Below are 20,298 nucleotides of genomic sequence, written 5' to 3'. Positions count from 1 at the left end.
TCCTTTCTATCGAGTGATCGGCGCGCCGATACGGCCATTGGTGGCGTCCAGCACGGCGCGGTCGATCAGTGTCAGTACGTCTTGTTGGTCGATGGACTGGCCGTGCACGACGACGGCGATGCTGACGTCCTCGTCGACGACGCGCAGTGCCGCGGTGGTGGCCGCGGCGCACAGGCGCACGGTGAGATCCTCGGGCGGTAGGCCGAGGCGTTTTCCGATGACCGGGATGAACCCGCGCTCCATCTCGTCGTGCACCATGAGATAGGCGGTACGCAAAGCGGGTTCGGTCACGGACATGGCCGCGATGCGCATGGCCGCGGTCTCGTCGGCCAGGTCCTGTTCGGAGAACGGATGCGCGGCGGTATCGGCGCGCATGTGCTGGGCGAGCGACAACTCGGCAGGCCACCGGTCGAGCACCTTGATGAATCGGTGTGCGGACTTGGCCAGCACCGGTTCGACACAGGCTTCCTTGGACCGGAAGTACCGCCAGATGGTTCGGGTGGAAAGGCCTGCGGCGGTGGCGATGTCATCTCCACTGGTCGCCGAGACCCCGTGTTCCCAGAACAACGCCGCGGCGTGCCGGGAGACGGCCAGGCGGGCGGCGAAGGCCTTGTCGTCGATGCTCGATCACCTCATTCCTGTCACTTAGTGACATCTCCACTGTGTCACTAAGTGACAAGGCCGTCAAGCTTCTTTGCTGGAACGGGCGCCGAGTGGGCTCCGCCGGCCTCGATCCGTTAGCCTGACGAATTAACACGTGTCAGGAGGTCTGTAATGGTGGATCCACGCACCCCGGTGATCGTCGGCGTAGGGCAGTTCACCGAGCGCATCGACCTGCCCGGATACCGCGGCATGTCCTCGGTGGAGTTGGCCACCGAGGCCGCCCGCGCCGCCCTGGTCGACACCGGTGTCGACCCGACGGCACTCGCCGCGGCCATCGAGGTGTTCGTCGGCCTGCGGCAGTTCGAGATCTGCACACCGTTCTCCGAGGCGCCGCTGGGTTGCTCGGACAACTACCCGCGCTCGGTGGCCGCCCGCATCGGGGCCGATCCGGCCCGGGCCGTGCTGGAACCGCTGGGTGGACACGGCTCGCAGAAGGTGGTGACCGAATTCTCAGGTGCCATTGCCGCCGGCGACGCCGAGGTGGTGCTGGTGCTCGGATCCGAGAACGGTTCGACGCTGCGCTACTTTGCGGGCCGTGACGAGAAGCCCGATCACTCTGAGCAGATCGGTGGTCAGCTCGAGGACCGCGGCTACGGATTCGACCAGTACATGAACGAATACACCGCCACGCACGGTCTGACCGGGGCGCCGGTGCAGTACGGACTGCTCGACAACGCCCGACGGGCCCGACTCGGCACCGGGGTGGCCGACTACCGCCGGGAGATGGCCGAACTGTTCGCGCCGTTCTCCAAGGTTGCCGCGAAGAACCCGCTGGCGTCGTCGCCGGTGGAACGCACCGTCGACGAGCTGGCGACCGTCACCGCCGAGAACCGGATGATCTGCGACCCTTACCCGCGGTACATGGTGGCCCGCGACCAGGTGAACCAGGGGGCCGCCGTGCTGATCATGTCGGTGGCCGCGGCTCGCCGGTTGTCGGTGCCCGAGGAGAAGTGGGTCTACCTGCACGGCCACGCCGACCTCGTCGAACAGTCGCTGCTCGACCGGGAGGATCTGAGCGCCAGCCTGTCGGCGGAACTGGCTGTGGCGGAGGCCCTTCGGGTGGCGGGGATCGGCTTGGCCGAGGTGGCCACCTTCGACCTGTACAGCTGCTTCCCGTTCCCGGTGTTCTCGGTCTGCGACTCGGCGGGCCTGGAGACCGACGATCCGCGCGGGCTGACGCTGACCGGCGGGCTGCCGTTCTTCGGCGGTCCTGGCAACAGTTATTCGCTGCACGGGATCGCCGAGACGGTGCTGGCGCTGCGCGAACAGCCCGGCCAGTTCGGTCTCGTCGGGGCCAATGGCGGTGTGATGAGCAAGTACTCGGTGGGCGTGTATGCGACCACGCCGGTCGAGTGGGCCGCCGACCGCAGCCGCGAATTGCAGGCGAAGATCGACGAATTACCGAAGGTCGCCGTCACCCGGCACGCCGAGGGGCCCGCCACCGTCGAGACGTACTCGGTGCGTTACGACTGGCCGGTGACCACCGCGGTCATCATCGGCCGCCTCGACGCCGACGGCAGCCGGTTCATGGCGTTGAGCACTGACCCGGAACTGCTGGGGTTGATCGCCGACGGCGACCCGCTGGGCGCCGCGATCACCGTCACCGCGGGGGAGAAGGAGAACCACGCGACGCTGGCCTGAGCGTCAGCTCGGCGGCGGGCCGCCGAGACCCCCTGCGGCGGGTTGGTGTCGATGTTCTGCGACTTGTCAGCCACCCCGATGGTGATGGAGATTTCGATGCCGGCATCGGGAGTGCCACTGGTGGAAGCGATTTGGGCGCTCCAGCCGTCGCCGAAGACCATGTCGGAGTCGAGCGTCAGGTCCGCAAGGTTGGGGATGCTCGCCGCGTAGCCGTCGTCGAAGGCGTACACCGCCGACGAGATCTCCTGCGCCAGCGCGATCTGCGAGGTCAGCCTGGCCTCGGACCCGGCCACCGCCGTCTCCAGCGAGTCGAACACCTCGAAGTGGATGTGCGGCCACCGGCCGGGATAGGTGGCCGGGAAGATGGTGCGGAAGGTGACCGTGCCCGCGTCGTCGGCGACCTGGACACCACGCAGATAGTTCTGCTCGGTCACGCCGTCGCTGTAGAGCGAGTACCTGCCCTCCCGGTCGCAATGCCAGATGTACAGCGCCATCCCGGTTCCCGGGGTGCCGCCGGCCGCCAGATCCTGCAGGTTGATCGTCAATGTTGTCGGCACCCCTTGGGCCACACCGGAATACGTGCCGAAGCTGGTGGTGATATCGCTGCGCACCACACCGGATTCGATGAGCACGTTCGGGCCGTTGGATCCGTCGCCGGGGTAGGGGCCCATGGTTTCCTGTGGTGCGGCCGCCGCAATGGCGGATACCTGATCGGCTTGGCCAAGCGTTCCGCATGCAGTAACGGCCGTCAACCCCGCCACTGCGCCCAGTCCGAGCAGGATCCGCCGCCGCGACATCACGGAGATGTCGTAGCCGAATCCACGGTCGTGTTCTTCGATCTCGGAGCGCGCCATGACCCCATCGTCAACGTCTGCGATGGGGTCGTGCTGAGCACACGATGAGAGCGAGCTATGACGCTCACACCAGCTGGGCGAGCTTTCCGGCCAGGCGCTCCACATAGGCGCCGACCTCAGCCTCGGACTTGTCCGGCAGCCCGAACAACACCTCGGTGACCCCCAGTTCGCGCCAGTGCGCCAGCTTCTCCGGGTCCGGCTTGAAATCCAGCGCCACGATCTGCGGTGCGCCGTCGCGGCCGGCCGCGGCCCAGGTGTCCTGCAGCAGCTTGACCGGCTCGTCGATGTTGAAATCGCGCGGGGTGGTGATCCAGCCGTCGGCGGATTTCGCGATCCATTTGAAGTTCTTCTCGGTACCGGCCGCGCCGACGAGCACCGGGATGTGCGACTGCACCGGCTTGGGCCAGGCCCAGCTCGGACCGAAGTTCACGAACTCGCCGTCGTATTCGGCCTCTTCCTGGGTCCACAGCGCCCGCATGGCCTCCAGGTACTCGCGCAGCATGGTGCGCCGACGGCCTGGCGGCACCTTGTGATCCGCCAGTTCGTCGGTGTTCCAACCGAATCCGACACCGAGCGAGACCCGCCCGCCGGACAGGTGGTCCAGGGTGGCGATCGATTTGGCCAGCGTGATCGGGTCGTGCTCGACCGGCAGTGCGACGGCCGTGGACAGCCGCACCCGCGAGGTCACCGCCGCCGCGGTGCCCAGCGACACCCACGGGTCCAGGGTGCGCATGTAGCGGTCGTCGGGCAGCGTCTCGTCACCGGTGGTGGGATGCGCGGCCTGCCGCTTGATCGGGATGTGGGTGTGCTCGGGCACGTAGAAGGTGGTGAAGCCGTGGTCATCGGCCAGCTTGGCCGCCGAAGCCGGGGCGATGCCGCGGTCGCTGGTGAAAAGTACGAGCCCGTGATCCATGACCAGAATTAGAACGTGTTCTAGTCAATAGGGCAAGGGCGGGGTCGACTCTGTGGTCGGTATGACCGCAGGAAGGGCCGGTGTCCGACGTCGCTGCGCCGATTGCGGGCGGCCAGAACTGGACACGGCGGCCTCTCGCGCGGACGGGGCAGCGGCGCATTCTTAGGTTCAGCCAGATCGTTAACCGTGACCGCAGTGTCCACAGCTGCTGCCATGGCACACATGACGACCGAACGCATCGCCGATGAGATCAAGTTCGCGTACTGGGTGCCCAACGTCAGCGGCGGCCTGGTGACCAGCGATATCGAGCAGCGCACCGACTGGAACTACGAGTACAACAAGAAGCTGGCGCAGACCGCGGAGAACAACGGTTTCGAGTACGCGCTGTCCCAGGTCCGGTACGAGGCCAGTTACGGCGCCGAATATCAGCACGAGTCGACCAGCTTCAGCCTGGCGCTGCTGCTGGCGACCGAACGGCTCAAGGTGATCGCCGCCGTCCACCCCGGGTTGTGGCAGCCGGCCGTGCTGGCCAAGCTCGGCGCCACCGCTGACCACCTGTCGGGTGGCCGGTTCGCCGTCAACGTCGTCTCGGGCTGGTTCAAGGACGAGTTCACCCACCTGGGTGAGCCCTGGCTGGAACATGACGAGCGCTACCGGCGCAGCGCGGAGTTCCTCCAGGTGCTGCGCAAGATCTGGACCGAGGACGACGTGGACTTCCGCGGTGACTTCTACCGCATCCACGATTTCACCCTGAAGCCGAAACCGCTCAACACCGCCGCGCGGCCCAACCCTGAGCTGTTCCAGGGCGGTAACTCCACCGCGGCCCGGCGCAACGGCGGCTATTACGCAGACTGGTATTTCTCCAATGGCAAGGATTTCGACGGCATCACCGAGCAGGTGGTGGAGGTGCGCGACCATGCGCGCGACGCCGGACGTGAGGTCCGGGTCGGGCTGAACGGGTTCATCATCGCTCGCGATACCGAGAAGGAAGCCCGCGAGACCCTGCGTGAAATCATTGCTAAGGCAAATAAACCCGCCGTCGAGGGCTTCCGTGGGGCTGTCCAGCAGGCCGGGAGTTCCACCGGCGACAAGAAGGGTATGTGGGCCGACTCCTCCTTCGAGGATCTCGTTCAGTACAACGACGGATTCCGCACCCAGTTGATCGGAACCCCCGAACAGATCGCCGAACGGATTGCGGTCTACCGCAAACGGGGCGTCGATCTGATCCTCGGCGGCTTTCTCCACTTCCAGGAGGAAATCGAGTACTTCGGCGAAAAGGTGTTGCCACTCGTCCGCGAAATCGAAGCTGCCGAAACTGCCGTGACGGACGCCCCGGTGGCCGTATCGGCCTGAGTGCCACGTCCGGAAGGTGCGCTAGCGTGGGTTGAAATCGCCCACACAGGAGAGTCATGACCTACCCACCCGGTGGCCCCGGATATCCGCCTGCACAGCAGGGCAACCAGTACGTCGCACCGACGCAGCAGTTCGGCAAGGTCGGCGAGCCGGAACCGGCCGGACCGAGCAAGCTGCCCGCCTACCTGAGCGCGGTGGTGGCGGTGTTCGGGCTGGGCACCTATGCCTTCAACTTCGGCCCGCTGCTGACAATCAGCAACTCGGACTTCCCGCAGTTCGGCAGCGCCAGCGGCAGCACCCCGGGCCTCGGCCTGGCGGTCGCGGCCTCCGTGCTGGCCGCGCTGCTGGCCGGTATCGGTCTGCTGCCCAAGCAGAAGAGCCGGGCCGGCCTGGTGGCCGTCGTCTCGACGCTGTCGTTCCTGCTGGTGCTCGCCGAGGTGATCAACGCCCCGGCCGGGCTGTCCATCGGCTGGGGCCTGTACCTCATCATCGCGACGACGCTGTTCCAGGCCGGTGCCGCGATCACGGCGCTGCTGTTCGACGCCGGCGTGCTGACGCCGCCGGTGCCGAAGCCGCGTTACGAGCAGCAGCCCTTTGGGCAGTACGGCCAGCCGCCGTACGGTTACGGCCAACCCCAGGCACAGCCCCAGCAGTATGGCCAGCAGCCGCAGCGTCCGGGTTATCCGACGCCGTACGGCAGCTACCCGGGTGGACCGAGCACCGGCGGTTTCGGTGTCACCGGCGGCTCGTACTCCGATGCCAACACCGACTCACATGCCACCGGCGGGCATTCCGGTCCGCCGACCCCGCCGACCGGGTTCCCGGCTTTCGGGCAGCCCGCCAAGGCGAGCGAGGGATCGTCGGCCCCGACCACAGTGGTGCCGACACAGTCGGCGACACCCTCGACGCAGTCCGAGTCCTCACCGCAGTCCGGGCCGCCCTCGTCGTAGTCTGGGCGTCGCGCACCCGGCGAACAGGACACCGGGTTGGGTGAACCAGTGCGAGGAGCGACCCAGCTAGTGGACAACCGGTCAGTCGGTACCCGGCAGGCACGTGACCTGCTGCGGGTCGCGTTCGGGCCGTCGGTCGTTGCGCTGGGCATCATCGCCGCGGTCACGCTGCTGCAGCTGGTCATCGCCAACAGCGATATGACCGGCGCCTTCGGTGCCATCGCCAGCATGTGGCTGGGGGTGCACCAGGTGCCGGTCTCCATCGGCGGCCGCGAGCTCGGGGTGATGCCGCTGCTGCCGATGCTGCTGATGGTGTGGGGCACCGCCCGGACCACCGCCGCGGCCTCGGGCCGCTCATCCTGGTTCGTGGTCCGCTGGGTGGTGGCCTCGGCGCTGGGCGGGCCGCTGCTGATCGCCGCGATCGCGCTGGCGGTCATCCATGACGCGTCCTCGGTGATCACCGAGCTACAGACCCCGGATGCCACGCGCGCCTTCGCCGGAGTGCTGGCCGTACACGCGATCGGCGCCTTGATCGGTGTCGGGATGGCCGGCCGGCTGGCCACCTTGCCGTGGCTGCCGCGCTGGGTGCCCGAGGCGTTGCGGGCGGCCCTGACCGGTGTGCTGGCACTACTCGGGCTGTCCGGGGTGGTGGCCGCCGGGTCGATCGTCGTGCACTGGGCCACCATGCACGACCTGTTCGGCATCACCGATTCCATGTTCGGCCAGTTGAGCCTGGCCCTGCTGTCGATCCTGTACATCCCGAATGTGCTGGTGGGCACGGCCGCGGTGGCGGTCGGCTCGAACGCGTACATCGGGTTTGCCAGCTTCAGCTCGTTCACCGTGCTCGGCGGCGACATCCCGGCGGTGCCCGTGTTGGCGGCCGTGCCGACGCCGCCGCTGGGGCCGATCTGGGTGGCGCTGCTGATCGTCGCGGCGGTCTCGGCCGTCGCGCTGGGACAACAGAGCGCCCGCCGGGCGGCTCCGTGGCCGATCGCGCTGGCCAAGCTCGCGGTGGCCGCCGCGGTCGCGGCGCTGACCATGGCACTGCTCGGTTATGCCGGTGGCGGCAGGCTGGGCAATTTCGGTGAGGTCGGTGTCGACCAGGCCACTTTCGGGCCCGCGGTGTTCCTATGGTTTTTCGCCATCGGCGGTTTGACCGTGGTGATGGCCGGCGGTCTGGCGCGTCGACCCGAACGGGTCAAGCCGGTGCCCGCGGCCGACCCGGAACCGGATGACGCTGAGCCGGTCACCGAGGTGATCTTCGAGGGCACCGCTCCGGACGCCGAGATACCGGATACCGGGACCATCGATGCCGAGGTGCTCGACGGCGAGGTGCTGGACGCCGAGATCGTCGAGGCCGATGTGGTGGACGTCGATGTGGTCGATGTCGAGATCGTGAATGTCGCGGACGAGCACCCGCTGTTGGACCCCGAGGACCACTTCCTGGTCGACGGCGACAGTGCCGACGTGGTCGCCGAAAGGCGGAGCGAGCAGGACGACTAGGCTGCTGCGAGTGCAGCAGCCACCCCCCGTCGGTCCGATCACGGTGCCGCCCAGCGCGCCGGCCCGGTTGGTGGTGCTGGCGTCGGGAACCGGTTCGCTGCTGGAGGCACTGCTGGAAGCGACGGTGGGGGACTACCCGGCGCGCGTGGTCGCCGTCGGAGCCGACCGGTCCTGCCGGGCGCTGGAGGTCGCCGAGCAGGCCGGCATCCCCACCTTCACGGTCCGGTTGGCCGACGTCGCCGACCGGGCGGCCTGGGACACCGCGCTGACGGCCGCGGTCGCCGAGCACACACCTGATCTGGTGGTCAGCGCCGGGTTCATGAAGATCCTCGGGCCGCAGTTCCTCTCCCGCTTCACCGGTCGGGTGCTCAACACCCACCCGGCACTGCTGCCGGCTTTCCCCGGCGCCCATGCGGTAGCCGACGCACTGGCGCACGGGGTGCGGATCACCGGATGCACGGTGCATCTGGTGGACGCCGGGGTGGACACCGGCCCGATTCTGGCGCAGCAGGCGGTGCCGGTGGGCGACGATGACACCGAAGAGACCTTGCACGAACGCATCAAGGCCGTCGAACGGACGTTGTTGGTGGACGTGCTGGCCGCGCTGGCGACGCGCGGCCTGACCTGGAGTGGACGAAAGGCAACCCTGGGATGAGTGAACGTAAACCGATCCGGCGCGCGTTGATCAGCGTGTACGACAAGACCGGTCTGGTGGATCTGGCCCGCGGGCTGCACGATGCGGGTGTCAGCATCGTGTCGACCGGCTCGACCGCCAAAACCATTGCCGACGCCGGTGTTCCGGTGACACCGGTCGAGGATGTCACCGGCTTCCCCGAGGTGCTCGACGGCCGAGTGAAGACCCTGCATCCCAAGGTGCACGCCGGTCTGCTCGCCGACCTGCGCAAGCCCGAGCACGAGGCAGCACTGGCCGATCTGGGCATCGCAGCGTTCGAACTCGCCGTGGTGAACCTGTACCCGTTCACCGAGACGGTGGCCTCCGGTGCCGCGCCGGACGAGTGTGTCGAGCAGATCGACATCGGCGGGCCGTCGATGGTGCGCGCCGCCGCCAAGAACCATCCCAGCGTGGCCGTGGTGGTCGACCCGTTGGGTTATGACGGTGTGCTGGCCGCGGTGCACGACGGTGGGTTCACCCTGGCCGAGCGGAAGAAGTTGGCGGCGTTGGCCTTCCAGCACACCGCCGAGTACGACGTGGCGGTGGCCGGTTGGATGGTCTCGGTGCTCTCGCCCGAGGAGGGTGCCGCCGACGGGGCCCTGCCGCGGTGGGTGGGCTCGGCCTCGCGACGCACCGCGGTGCTGCGCTACGGCGAGAACCCGCATCAGCAGGCCGCGCTGTACCGTGACGACGCCGGCTGGCCGGGGCTGGCCCAGGCCGAGCAGCTGCACGGCAAGGAGATGTCCTACAACAATTTCACCGATGCCGATGCCGCCTGGCGGGCCGCCTTCGATCACGAGCAGACCTGTGTCGCGATCATCAAGCACGCCAACCCATGTGGCATCGCGGTGTCGTCGGTGTCGGTGGCCGATGCGCACGCCAAGGCACACGCCTGCGATCCGCTGTCGGCCTTCGGTGGGGTCATCGCGACCAACACCACCGTCAGCGTGGAGATGGCCGAGACGGTCGCCGATATCTTCACCGAGGTGATCGTCGCGCCGGCCTATGAGCCCGGTGCGGTCGAGGCGCTGTCGAAGAAGAAGAACATCCGCATCCTGGTGGCCGGGGAACCCGAAGCCGCGGCGCTGGAGTTCCGCCCGATCAGCGGCGGTCTGTTGGTGCAGCAGCGCGACGGTATCGACGCCGACGGTGACGACCCGAACAACTGGACGCTGGCCACCGGCGAGGCCGCCGACCCGGCGACGCTGGCCGACCTGGTGTTCGCGTGGCGGGCCGGTCGCGCGGTGAAGTCCAACGCCATCGTCATCGCCAAGGATGGTGCCACGGTGGGTGTCGGTATGGGCCAGGTCAACCGGGTGGACGCCGCCAGATTGGCGGTCGAGCGGGCAGGGGAGCGGACAAAGGGTGCGGTGGCGTCCTCGGACGCGTTCTTCCCGTTCCCCGATGGCCTGCAGACACTCATCGATGCCGGAGTGAAAGCCGTTGTGCACCCCGGTGGTTCGGTGCGTGACGACGAGGTGACCGCCGCCGCGACGGCGGCGGGGATCACGCTGTACCTGACCGGGGCCCGGCACTTCGCGCACTAGACTTCCCGTCGAATGGCCACTTGTTACACGTTTCTGTCGAGGATCCGTGTAACAAGTGGCCATTCGGCACCGGCCTCGCGGAGCGCCACGCAGGTCCGCTCGACGATGACGTGCGGTCGGTAGCGCAGGATCTGTGCGCTGACCCGGATGATCCGCCATCCCGCTGTCGCCAGGTACGCCATCCGGTCGATGTCGCGGGCATGCTGGGCGGGGTCTTTCCAGTGCTGCTCGCCGTCGTACTCGATGCCGACCTTGAACTCCTCGTATCCCATGTCGAGTCGGTAGGGGTGCACGGGAATCTGAGTGAGGGGGCGGGGTAGTCCGGCGTTGATCAGTACCAGTCGCGTCCTGGTCTCCTGCGGGGATTCGGCGCCACCGTCCATCAGGTGTAGCACCTCGCGGAGTTGCACCAGTCCGCGGGCCCCGGGGTGTCGGTCGATCAAGGAAACGACACCAGCAGCGGTCAGACCGGTCCGGTTGGCCAATGCGTCAACCCGCTCGACCGCGAGTTCCAGCCCCTTCCGCCTACCCAGGTCGAATGCGGTCCGTGCTGGTGTGGTCGCGGAAATCCCACGGACTGAGCGAGTTTCGTCATCGCGCAGCGCATCGCGGTGGATGACGATGCCCTCGACCGGCTTGCCGTTCACCCGAAAGAGTTCCGCGGGTGCCTTTTCGTCGACCCATCTGGTGCCGAGCAACGCGGATGCGGACAGGCCGCCACAGATACCCTTGCGATCCGACCAGAGCCAGGCGGACTGTGCGCGCACGAGGGGCGTGAACGGTGTGTCCGGCGGGATGTAGACGTTGCGATGGGGGGACGGGTGCCGTCGTAGTGCGCGCCGGCTCAGTGTGCCTGCACTCAGTGCCTCGGTGCCGAGGAAAGGAATCATGGGTGCACGGTGACGCGAGTGTGCGACGAGCCAGGCGATGTACGTGCTGGGATCTCCGACCGCTGTGGATGAATCTGTCGTTGTGGACAATCCCGATGTCGAGTGGCCACTTGTTGCACGCGAAATGCCCGGAAGCGTGCAACAAGTGGCCACTGGGCAAAAACTAGGCCGCCTTGGTGGCCTCGGTGGTGACGTGTGCGACGAAGGACGCGATCTCATCGATGGCGCGGCGGGCGTCCGGGTTGACGTCGAAGGACAGCTGGAACATGTGCATCGCCTTGTCCCACACCTGAACCCACACCGGCACGCCCGCCGCTTCGAGCTGGCGGGCCAGCACGAAGGTGTCGTTGCGCAGCATCTCCTCGGTGCCGATCTGCAGCAGGAACGGTCCCAGGCCGGCGGCGTTGGCCTCGGCGGGCATGACCGGGACGGGCCGGGTGCCGTTCACGGTGGCGAAGACGTCGTAGATGAACTTCACCGTCATGAACGGGAACAACACATCACGGGTGTCCTTGAGCGCCTTGTATTTCAGGTCCATGTCGGCACTGGTCAGCGCCGAGAGCAACACCTGCCCGGCGGGGACCGGCAGCCCGGCGTCCCGCACCGCCAGGGCGGTGTCGGCGGCGATCAGCCCGCCGGCCGAATCGCCGGCGAACACAATGCGATCGGGGGTGAAGCCGAGTTCGAGCGCGCGCCGGTAGGCGTCCACCCCGTCCTCGACGGCCTCCTCGATATAGGCCTGCGGCGCCAGCCGGTAGCCGACGTTGAGGACCTGGGCGCCAGTGGCCGCGGACAGCTTGGAGACGAACCGGCGGTGCGAGTTCAGCCCCAGCGTCACCAGGGCCGAGCCGTGGAAGTAGACGATCAGATCTGTGGACTCGTGTGCCGACGGTGCGACGACCCACTCGGCCGGACAGTTCGGCAACGCCTCCCGGGTGACGGTGGTGCCGGGCAGCGCCCCGATCACCCGCAACGGCCGGTCGATGATATCGAGGTGCGCCCGCTGCAGGCCGTCCGGCCAGATCCGGTTGACGACCAGACCGAGCAGGGTCAGCAGGCCCAGCACCGGGCGCAGCGTCACCGCGGTGACTCCGGCGAGCAACTTCGACTGCCAGGACGCCGGGCCGAACTGCATGGTCGCCGGCCGATCGTGCCACTCGAGCAAATTCACAGTACCGAGGGTACCGGTAACTTCGCGAACAGCGAAAACCCCAGATCCTCAGGTGGGCATGCCTGGGGTCGACAGCAGTCGTAGCGTGGAGGTCGTGACATCACCTAACGACCTGCCCCGCACCCTCGGCGAACTGCGTGCCTCCGGCCACCAGGAGCGCGGGATCAAGGCGGAGATCCGGGAGAACCTGCTGGCCGCGCTGGCCGACGGCGGCGAAGGTACAGACATCTGGACCGGCCTGTTCGGCTTCGAGGACACCGTGCTGCCGCAGGTCGAACGTGCCCTGATCGCCGGGCACGATTTTGTCCTGCTCGGCGAGCGCGGACAGGGCAAGACCCGGTTGCTGCGCTCGCTGATCGGACTGCTCGACGAATGGACGCCGGTCATCGAGGGTTCCGAGCTGCACGAGCACCCCTACTCGCCGATCACCCCCGAACAGATCCGTCGCGTCGCGACATCCGGTGACGATCTGCCGATCGCCTGGCTCCACCGCAGCGAGCGGTACACCGAGAAACTCGCCACCCCGGACACCAGCGTCGCCGACCTGGTCGGTGACATCGACCCCATCAAGGTCGCCGAGGGACGCAGCCTCGGTGACCCGGAGACCATCGCCTACGGTCTGATCCCGCGTTCGCACCGCGGCATCGTGGCCGTCAACGAACTGCCCGACCTGGCCGAGCGCATCCAGGTGGCGATGCTCAACGTCATGGAGGAACGCGATATCCAGGTCCGCGGCTACACGCTGCGGCTACCGCTGGACGTGCTCGTGGTGGCCAGCGCCAACCCGGAGGACTACACCAACCGCGGCCGCATCATCACCCCGCTCAAGGATCGCTTCGGCGCCGAGATCCGCACGCACTATCCACTCGAACTCGACGCCGAGGTCGGCGTCATCGCTCAGGAGGCGCATCTGAGTGCCGAGGTGCCGGAGTATCTGCTCGCGGTAATCGCCCGGTTCGCCCGGGCGCTGCGCGAATCGACCGCGGTGGACCAACGTTCGGGTGTGTCGGCCCGGTTCGCGATCGCCGCCGCCGAAACCGTCGCCGCCTCGGCCCGGCACCGCGGCGCCATCCTCGGTGAACAGGATCCGGTGGCCCGCATCGTCGACCTGGGCACCGTGATCGACGTGCTGCGCGGCAAGCTGGAATTCGAATCCGGTGAGGAGGGTCGCGAGCAGGTGGTGATGGAGCATCTGCTGCGGCGCGCCACCGCCGAGACCGCATCGCGGGCGTTGGGCGGCTTGGACGTCGGCCCGCTGGTGGCCGCCGTCGAGGAAGGCTCGCCGGTGACGACGGGGGAGCGGGTCAGCGCCAAGGATGTGCTGGCCGCGTTACCCGACCTGCCGGTGATCGACGAGATCGCGGCCCGTCTGGACGCCGAGACCGAGGGGCAACGGGCCGGCGCAATCGAGCTGGCGCTGGAGGGTCTGTACCTGGCCAAGCGGATCGACAAGACCTCCGATGAGGGTGAAACCGTCTATGGCTAACCGCCGCCGCACGACGATCAAGCAGCGAGGTACGAGCTGCGTTGAGGAGTGGGGCAATTGAGCAAAAGCTCGCGTTATTCGCGATACACCGGCGGACCGGATCCGCTGGCGCCGCCGGTTGACCTGCGCGAGGCGCTTGATCAGATCGGCGAGGACGTCATGTCCGGTTCGTCGCCGCGTCGCGCCCTGCAGGAGCTGATGCGCCGCGGCACCGCGAACATGCCCGGCGCGGACAAGCTGGCCGCCGAAGCCAACCGGCGGCGTCGGGAACTGTTGCAGCGCAACAATCTCGACGGCACCCTGGCCGAGGTCAAGAAGCTGCTCGACGAGGCGGTGCTGGCCGAACGCAAGGAACTGGCCCGCGCACTCGACGATGACGCACGGTTCGGCGAGATGCAGATCGAGGCACTGTCACCGTCACCGGCCAAGGCTGTCTCCGAACTCGCCGACTACGACTGGCGCTCACCCGAGGCGCGCCAGAAGTACGACCAGATCAAGGATCTGCTCGGCCGCGAGATGCTCGACCAGCGGTTCGCCGGCATGAAGGATGCGCTGCAGAACGCCACCGACGAGGATCGTCAGGCCGTCAACAAGATGCTCGACGACCTCAACGATCTGCTGGAGAAACACGCCAGGGGCGAGGACAGCCAGGAGGACTTCGACAAGTTCATGGCTGAGCACGGCCGGCACTTCCCGGAGAACCCGCGCAATGTCGACGAGCTGATGGACTCGCTGGCCAAACGTTCCGCCGCCGCGCAACGGTTCCGTAACAGCCTGTCCGAATCGCAGCGCGCCGAACTGGATGCGTTGGCGCAGCAGGCCTTCGGATCGCCCTCCTTGATGAGCGCGCTGAACCGGCTGGACGCCAACCTGCAGGCTGCCCGGCCCGGCGAGGACTGGGGCGGCTCGCAGGATTTCAAGGGTGAGGATCCGCTCGGTATGGGTGCCGGCACGCAGGCGCTGTCCGATATCGCCGAGCTCGAGGAACTGGCCGAACAGCTGTCGCAGAGCTACGCCGGTGCCTCGATGGAGGATGTCGACCTCGACATGCTGGCCCGCCAGCTCGGCGACGAGGCCGCCGTCAACGCCCGCACGCTGGCCGATCTGGAACGTGCGCTGACCGAACAGGGCTTCCTGGACCGCGGCTCCGACGGACAGTTCCGCCTCTCGCCCAAGGCTATGCGTCAGCTCGGTCAGGCAGCACTGCGTGATGTCGCCCAACAGCTTTCCGGTCGGCACGGCGAGCGTGAGACCCGCCGTGCCGGAGCCGCCGGGGAACTCACCGGCGCGACCCGGCCGTGGGCCTTCGGAGACACCGAACCGTGGAATGTCACCCGCACCATCACGAATGCGGTGCTGCGCCAGGCAGGTACCGGCGTCGTCGACAAGCCGGTGCGCATCAGCGTCGACGATGTCGAGATCTCCGAGACCGAAACCCGCACCCAGGCCGCGGTGGCGTTGCTGGTGGACACCAGCTTCTCGATGGTGATGGAGAATCGCTGGCTGCCGATGAAACGCACCGCCCTGGCGCTCAATCACCTGGTGAGCACCCGGTTCCGTTCCGATGCCCTGCAGATCATCGCGTTCGGCAGGCACGCCCGCACCGTCAGCGCGGCCGAACTGACTGCGCTGGAAGGAGTCCGGGATCAGGGCACCAACCTGCATCACGCGTTGGCGCTGGCGGCCCGGCACCTGCGGCGGCACCCGAACGCGCAGCCCGTCGTGCTGGTCGTCACCGATGGCGAACCGACGGCACACCTGGAGGATTTCGGCGACGGGGCCGAACCGTACTTCTACTACCCGCCGCACCCGCGGACCATCGGACTGACGGTCAAGGGATTCGACGAACTCGCCGCACTCGGCGCGCAGCTGACGATCTTCCGGCTCGGCAGCGATCCGGGGCTGGCCCGCTTCATCGATCAGGTGGCCCGAAGGGTCGGCGGCCGGGTGGTGGTGCCGGATCTGGACGGGTTGGGGGCGGCGGTGGTCGGGGACTACCTGCGCGCGCGTAAACGCTGATCAGCTTGCGCGTGCGCTTTCAGCAAAGAAAACTCAGGTGTCCTTACGTTTCTTGCGTTTGATGCCGACGCTGCCCCACAGCGAGAAGCCGCGAATGGTCACCCGCGGCGCACCGGGTGTGCCCTGCTCGCCGACGTGATCGAAGGACCCCATCACGCCGTGGCCATGGATGTCGACGTTCACCTCGGGCGGGACGAGGATGGTCTGACCGCCGAAGATCGAGATGGTGTGGATCTCCACATCGGGTGAGGTGAAGTCGGCATAACGCAGATCGATCACACCGCCACCGAACAACGCGAACGACGTCAGGCGCTTCGGTACGTTCCACCGGCCGCGCCGCTCGAACCCGCTCAGAATCGCCAGGAGCAGCGTTGATGGCGCGGGTTTGCGGGGTCCGCAGTTGGACGTCGCCGCGAGATCGGGCAGGTCCGCCGACAGGCGCGCCAGCTCGCCGTGGGTGGTGGCGGCATAGGCCTTGGCCAACCGTTGCTCGTACTCGGACATGCTCAACCGGCCCTGGGCGGCGGCGTCGGTGAGAAGCTGGGCAGCCTGGGCCCGCTCGGCGTCGCCGGCTCGTGTCGAGCCGTTCTGCCAGGCTGAGGTGCTCATCGGTGATGAGCCTACGACTCATACTGCTGAATGCAAGCTCGTCGGCAAAACTCTCGCGGCAAAGTTGCCCGCTCGTGTGCTGGTCTGGCAAACCGCAGACCCGCTGTCACGCCCAGTCGGGTGGACGTTTCTGCAGGAAGGCCAGCATGCCCTCGCGCGCTTCGTCGGAGACGAACAGTCGCGCTGATTGCTCGGTCAGTGCCTCGGCCTGCCTGTCGAACTCGGCCAGGGTCGCCGCGGTGGTCAGTGCCTTGGACGCCGCCAGCCCTTGGGGTGAGCCCTTGGCGATGTCCGCGGTGAACCCGGCCACCGTGGCGGCGACGTCGTCGGACGCGACGCTCACCAGACCCACGGCGGCGGCCTCGGCGGGCCCGAACTTCTCACCCGTGACGAAGTAGCGACCGGCCGCGCGGGCGGACATTTTCGGTAGCAGGGTCAGCGAGATGATCGATGGTGCGACACCGATGCGGGCCTCGGTGAGCGCGAAGGTGCTCGCCGGCCCGGCGACCGCGATATCGCAGGCCCCGATCAGCCCTATGCCACCGGCGCGGACGTGCCCGTCGACGGCGGCGATCACCGGCACTGGCAATTCCAGGATGGTTCGCAGCAGTTGGGTCATCTCCCGGGCGCGGTCGACGGCGAGTTCCCCGGGATCACGGCCGACCGCCTCGCTCAGATCGGCACCCGCGCAGAACGTCTTGCCGGTGTGCCCGAGGACCACCGCGCGCACCCCCGCGGCCGCGGCATCGGCGAACCCGCGGTGCAGTCCCTCGACCAGCGCGGTGGACAACGCGTTGTGATTCTCCGGCGAGTCCAGGGTCAGTCGGGCGACCCGGCCGTCGAGCGTGTACCGGACCGACATCAGTAGGACCGGGGCAGACCCAGCGAGGTCTGCGCGACGAAGTTCAGGATCATCTCGCGGCTCACCGGGGCGATGCGGGCCAACCGGGATGCGGTGACCGCCGCGGCGATGCCGTACTCGGAGGTCAGGCCGTTACCGCCGAGCGATTGCACGGCCTGGTCGACGGCGCGCACGGACGCCTCGCCCGCGGCGTATTTGGCCATGTTGGCCGCCTCGGCCGCGCCGAAATCGTCACCCTTGTCGTAGAGCGTCGCGGCCTTCTGCATCATCAGCTTGGCCAGCTCGATCTCGATGTGATTCTGCGCCAACGGGTGTGACAGTCCCTGATGAGAGCCGATCGGGACCTTCCAGACCTGGCGGGTCTTGACGTAGTCGACGGCCTTGTCGATGGCGAACCGGCCCATGCCGACCGCACTGGCGGCCCCCATGATGCGTTCCGGGTTCAGGCCGGCGAACAACTGCGCGATCGCCGCGTCCTCGGAACCCACCAGGGCATCGGCGGGTAGGCGGACATCGTCGAGGAACACCTGGAACTGCCATTCCGGGCTGATGATCTCCATGTCGATCTTGGTCCAGCTCAGGCCCGGGGTGTCGGTGGGCAGCACGAACAGCGCCGGTTTCAGGTTGCCGGTCTTGTGGTCCTCGGTGCGCCCGACGACCAGCACGGCCTGGGCCTGATCGATACCGGAGATGAAGGTTTTCTGCCCCTTCAGAATCCAGTCGCTGCCATCGCGGCGGGCGGTGGTGGTGATGCGGTGGCTGTTGGAACCCGCGTCGGGTTCGGTGATCGCGAAGGCCATGGTGATCGACCCGTCGGCGATGCCGGGAACCCAGCGCTTCTTCTGTTCCTCGGTGCCGAATTGGGCGATGATGGTGCCGTTGATGGCTGGGGAGACCACCATCATCAGCAGCGGGCAACCGCCGGCCGACATCTCCTCCATCACCATGGACAGCTCGTACATGCCTGCGCCGCCACCGCCGTACTCCTCCGGCAGGTTCACCCCGATGAAGCCGAGTTTTCCTGCCTCGGACCATAACTCGGTGGTGTGCTCACCGGCCCGGGCCTTCTCCAGGTAGTAGTCCTGACCGTAGTTGGCCGACATGGCGGCCACTGCTTTGCGCAGTGCCTGCTGTTCCTCGGTCTCGATGAAGCTCATGACATCTCCTTGTCTGGGCCCGACTCCGGGCCTTGGATACGGGCCAACACGGTGCCGACATCGATCTGTTGACCGGCTTGAACATTGAGTTCGGCGAGCACACCGTCGCTCGGCGCGGCGATCGTGTGCTCCATCTTCATCGCCTCCAGCCAGATCAGCGGCTGCCCCTTGGACACCGCGTCGCCGGACGAGGCGCCCACCCGGACCACCGATCCGGGCATCGGGGCCAGCAGCGACCCGTGCGCCACCGCGGCATCCGGGTCCGGGAACCGTGGCACCACGGTCAGCCGCACCGATCCGGCCGGCGAGTCCACGAAGACGTCCTGACCGTAGGGGGCGATGTCGTAGCGCTGTTCGGCACCGGCAATGCTGAGCACCACTGCCGTCGGCGTGCTGGACACCAGGGTCACCCCGGCATGGTCGGGCAGATCCACGCCTGCCCGGGTGACGCGGTAGCGCACCTGGATCTCGGTACCCGATGCGTCGAGGTAGCTGCGGGTCTGATGGCCGGCGGTCAGATTGCGCCACCCGCTGGGTGCCGCGGCGAATGCCGTTGCCGTGCTGCGGTTGTGGACGGCATCGGCCAGCGCGGCGGCCACTGCGGACAGCGAGGCGTCGGCGATCGGGGCGGCGGACAGTTCGGGTAGGCCGTGGGTGTCGAAGAACGCCGTATCGGTGTTGCCGGCCAGGAACTCCGGATGCCGCAGCACGTTGACCAGCAGATCACGATTGGTACCCACCCCGTGGATCTGGGCGTGCGCCAACGCCTCGGCCAGCACCGCGGCTGCCCGTTCGCGGGTATCGGCGTAGGAGATCACCTTGGCCAGCATCGGGTCGTAGAACACCGACACCACCGAACCGTCCACGACACCGGAGTCCAGCCGTACGCCGGTGCGTCCCAGTGTCTCGAATGCGGTGCGCGCAGCGGGAACCGAGAACCGGTGCACGGTGCCGGCCTGAGGCTGCCAGCCCTTGGCCGGGTCCTCGGCGTACAGCCGGGCCTCGATGGAATGGCCGCGCGCCGGTGGCGGTGCGGCGTGCAGCGCCGCGCCGTCGGCCACGTCGATCTGCACCGCGACCAGGTCCAGGCCGGTGGTCTCCTCGGTGACCGGGTGCTCGACCTGCAGCCGGGTGTTCATCTCAAGGAAGAAAAAGTCTCCGCGACTGTCGGCCATGAACTCGACGGTGCCCGCCCCGGTGTAACCGATGGCGACGGCGGCCAGTCGGGCGGCCTCGAACAGCTTGTCACGCATGCCCGTAGTGCGCTCCACCAGCGGGGCGGGCGCCTCCTCGATGACCTTCTGATGCCGGCGCTGGATCGAACACTCGCGTTCGCCGACCGCCCACACCGTGCCGTGCGCATCGGCCATCACCTGCACCTCGATGTGGTGGCCGGCGGCCAGGTACCGCTCGCAGAACACCGTTGGATCGCCGAACGAGGACTGGGCCTCCCGCTGTGCCGCCGCGACCTCGCCTGTCAGCGCCGTCAACTCGTGGACCACCCGCATGCCGCGGCCGCCGCCACCGGCCGACGCCTTGATCAACACCGGCAGTTGCTCGGCGGTCACGGTCTCCGGATCGAGCTGCTCCAGCACCGGCACACCGGCGGCCGCCATCAGCTTCTTGGCCTCGATCTTGGAACCCATCGCACGGACCGCCGCCACCGGGGGGCCGATCCAGACCAGGCCGGCCGCCGCGACGGCCTCGGCGAAATCCGGGTTTTCGGACAGGAACCCGTACCCGGGATGGATGGCGTCGGCGCCGGCCGTGATGGCGGCGGCGATCAACTGTGTGGTGTCGAGGTAGCCGTTGCGGCCGTCGAGGCGGACCCGGATATCGGCTTCGGTGACGTGCGGGGAACCGGCGTCGGGGTCGGTGTAGACCGCGACCGTACCGATGCCGAGCCGGCGGCAGGTGGTGAACACCCGGCGGGCGATCTCACCTCGGTTGGCGACGAGAACTCGTGTGATCATCGCCTTCTCCTCTTCGCGCGAGCGCTCATCGGCG

General features: G+C 67.7%; 16 protein-coding genes and 1 pseudogene. 8 read left to right on the top strand and 9 right to left on the bottom strand.

Annotated elements, in window-relative coordinates:
* Positions 1–6 precede the first annotated feature (6 nt).
* Positions 7–567 carry a TetR/AcrR family transcriptional regulator gene (locus tag ACLBYA_RS17595; RefSeq protein ID WP_447710713.1) on the bottom strand — a complete coding sequence of 187 codons (561 nt, stop codon included), beginning with the start codon at positions 565–567 and terminating at the stop codon, positions 7–9.
* Positions 568–774: 207 nt separating this feature from the next.
* Between ACLBYA_RS17595 and ACLBYA_RS17590 the strand changes: the two genes are divergently transcribed.
* Positions 775–2,304 (top strand): acetyl-CoA acetyltransferase, encoded by a 1,530-nt coding sequence (locus ACLBYA_RS17590; protein ID WP_447710712.1) that lies wholly within the window; start codon positions 775–777, stop codon positions 2,302–2,304.
* 398 nt (positions 2,305–2,702) lie between these two features.
* On the opposite strand, the pseudogene ACLBYA_RS17585 reads toward ACLBYA_RS17590, so the two are convergent.
* Both ACLBYA_RS17585 and ACLBYA_RS17580 read right to left on the bottom strand, forming a co-directional pair.
* A pseudogene (locus ACLBYA_RS17585) lies at positions 2,703–2,798 on the bottom strand (dioxygenase); the annotation flags it as partial.
* A gap of 424 nt (positions 2,799–3,222) precedes the next feature.
* Positions 3,223–4,071, bottom strand: a complete 849-nt coding sequence (locus ACLBYA_RS17580) for an LLM class F420-dependent oxidoreductase (protein WP_447710711.1) — start codon at positions 4,069–4,071, stop codon at positions 3,223–3,225.
* A 222-nt stretch (positions 4,072–4,293) separates the two neighbouring features.
* Here ACLBYA_RS17580 and sfnG point away from each other — a divergent pair, with 222 nt between their 5' ends.
* The 5 genes from sfnG to purH all read left to right on the top strand — a co-directional run bounded on the left by sfnG (position 4,294) and on the right by purH (position 10,097).
* Positions 4,294–5,424: a dimethylsulfone monooxygenase SfnG gene (gene sfnG / locus ACLBYA_RS17575; RefSeq protein WP_447710710.1), complete on the top strand. Its 1,131-nt coding sequence runs from the start codon at positions 4,294–4,296 to the stop codon at positions 5,422–5,424.
* Positions 5,425–5,480: 56 nt separating this feature from the next.
* Positions 5,481–6,374, top strand: coding sequence for a DUF5336 domain-containing protein (locus tag ACLBYA_RS17570; RefSeq protein WP_447710709.1), 894 nt, complete (start codon positions 5,481–5,483; stop codon positions 6,372–6,374).
* A gap of 69 nt (positions 6,375–6,443) precedes the next feature.
* Positions 6,444–7,877: a cell division protein PerM gene (locus ACLBYA_RS17565; RefSeq protein ID WP_447710708.1), complete on the top strand. Its 1,434-nt coding sequence runs from the start codon at positions 6,444–6,446 to the stop codon at positions 7,875–7,877.
* Between the two features lie 10 nt (positions 7,878–7,887).
* Positions 7,888–8,532: a phosphoribosylglycinamide formyltransferase gene (purN, locus tag ACLBYA_RS17560; protein ID WP_447710707.1), complete on the top strand. Its 645-nt coding sequence runs from the start codon at positions 7,888–7,890 to the stop codon at positions 8,530–8,532.
* Positions 8,529–10,097 (top strand): bifunctional phosphoribosylaminoimidazolecarboxamide formyltransferase/IMP cyclohydrolase, encoded by a 1,569-nt coding sequence (gene purH / locus ACLBYA_RS17555; RefSeq protein ID WP_447710706.1) that lies wholly within the window; start codon positions 8,529–8,531, stop codon positions 10,095–10,097. The genes purN and purH overlap by 4 nt, the downstream gene beginning before the upstream one ends.
* Before the next feature lie 23 nt (positions 10,098–10,120).
* On the opposite strand, the gene ACLBYA_RS17550 is transcribed toward purH, so the two are convergent.
* Together ACLBYA_RS17550 and ACLBYA_RS17545 are read right to left on the bottom strand one after the other, a co-directional pair.
* Positions 10,121–10,987: an endonuclease domain-containing protein gene (locus ACLBYA_RS17550; protein ID WP_447710705.1), complete on the bottom strand. Its 867-nt coding sequence runs from the start codon at positions 10,985–10,987 to the stop codon at positions 10,121–10,123.
* Between the two features lie 163 nt (positions 10,988–11,150).
* On the bottom strand, positions 11,151–12,158 hold the full coding sequence (locus ACLBYA_RS17545) for an alpha/beta hydrolase (protein ID WP_447710704.1): 1,008 nt from the start codon (positions 12,156–12,158) through the stop codon (positions 11,151–11,153).
* Between the two features lie 58 nt (positions 12,159–12,216).
* On the opposite strand from ACLBYA_RS17545, the gene ACLBYA_RS17540 reads away from it, so the two are divergent.
* Together ACLBYA_RS17540 and ACLBYA_RS17535 are read left to right on the top strand one after the other, a co-directional pair.
* Positions 12,217–13,644 (top strand): sigma 54-interacting transcriptional regulator, encoded by a 1,428-nt coding sequence (locus ACLBYA_RS17540; RefSeq protein WP_447710703.1) that lies wholly within the window; start codon positions 12,217–12,219, stop codon positions 13,642–13,644.
* A 48-nt stretch (positions 13,645–13,692) separates the two neighbouring features.
* The gene (locus ACLBYA_RS17535; protein ID WP_447710702.1) at positions 13,693–15,663 is read left to right on the top strand and encodes a VWA domain-containing protein; all 1,971 of its coding nucleotides are present in this window, start codon (positions 13,693–13,695) and stop codon (positions 15,661–15,663) included.
* 33 nt (positions 15,664–15,696) lie between these two features.
* Here ACLBYA_RS17535 and ACLBYA_RS17530 read toward each other — a convergent pair whose 3' ends face one another.
* The 4 genes from ACLBYA_RS17530 to ACLBYA_RS17515 form a co-directional block, all read right to left on the bottom strand.
* Positions 15,697–16,272 (bottom strand): DUF1707 SHOCT-like domain-containing protein, encoded by a 576-nt coding sequence (locus ACLBYA_RS17530; RefSeq protein WP_447710701.1) that lies wholly within the window; start codon positions 16,270–16,272, stop codon positions 15,697–15,699.
* A gap of 106 nt (positions 16,273–16,378) precedes the next feature.
* Positions 16,379–17,134 (bottom strand): enoyl-CoA hydratase family protein, encoded by a 756-nt coding sequence (locus tag ACLBYA_RS17525; protein WP_447710700.1) that lies wholly within the window; start codon positions 17,132–17,134, stop codon positions 16,379–16,381.
* Positions 17,134–18,291, bottom strand: a complete 1,158-nt coding sequence (locus ACLBYA_RS17520) for an acyl-CoA dehydrogenase family protein (protein ID WP_447710699.1) — start codon at positions 18,289–18,291, stop codon at positions 17,134–17,136. Before ACLBYA_RS17520 ends, ACLBYA_RS17525 begins: the two co-directional genes overlap by 1 nt.
* Positions 18,288–20,264, bottom strand: a complete 1,977-nt coding sequence (locus ACLBYA_RS17515) for an ATP-binding protein (RefSeq protein WP_447710698.1) — start codon at positions 20,262–20,264, stop codon at positions 18,288–18,290. The genes ACLBYA_RS17520 and ACLBYA_RS17515 overlap by 4 nt, the downstream gene beginning before the upstream one ends.
* Positions 20,265–20,298 lie beyond the last annotated feature (34 nt).

This window comes from Mycobacterium sp. C31M (assembly GCF_053345865.1).
This window is presented reverse-complemented; position numbering and strand designations above follow the sequence as displayed.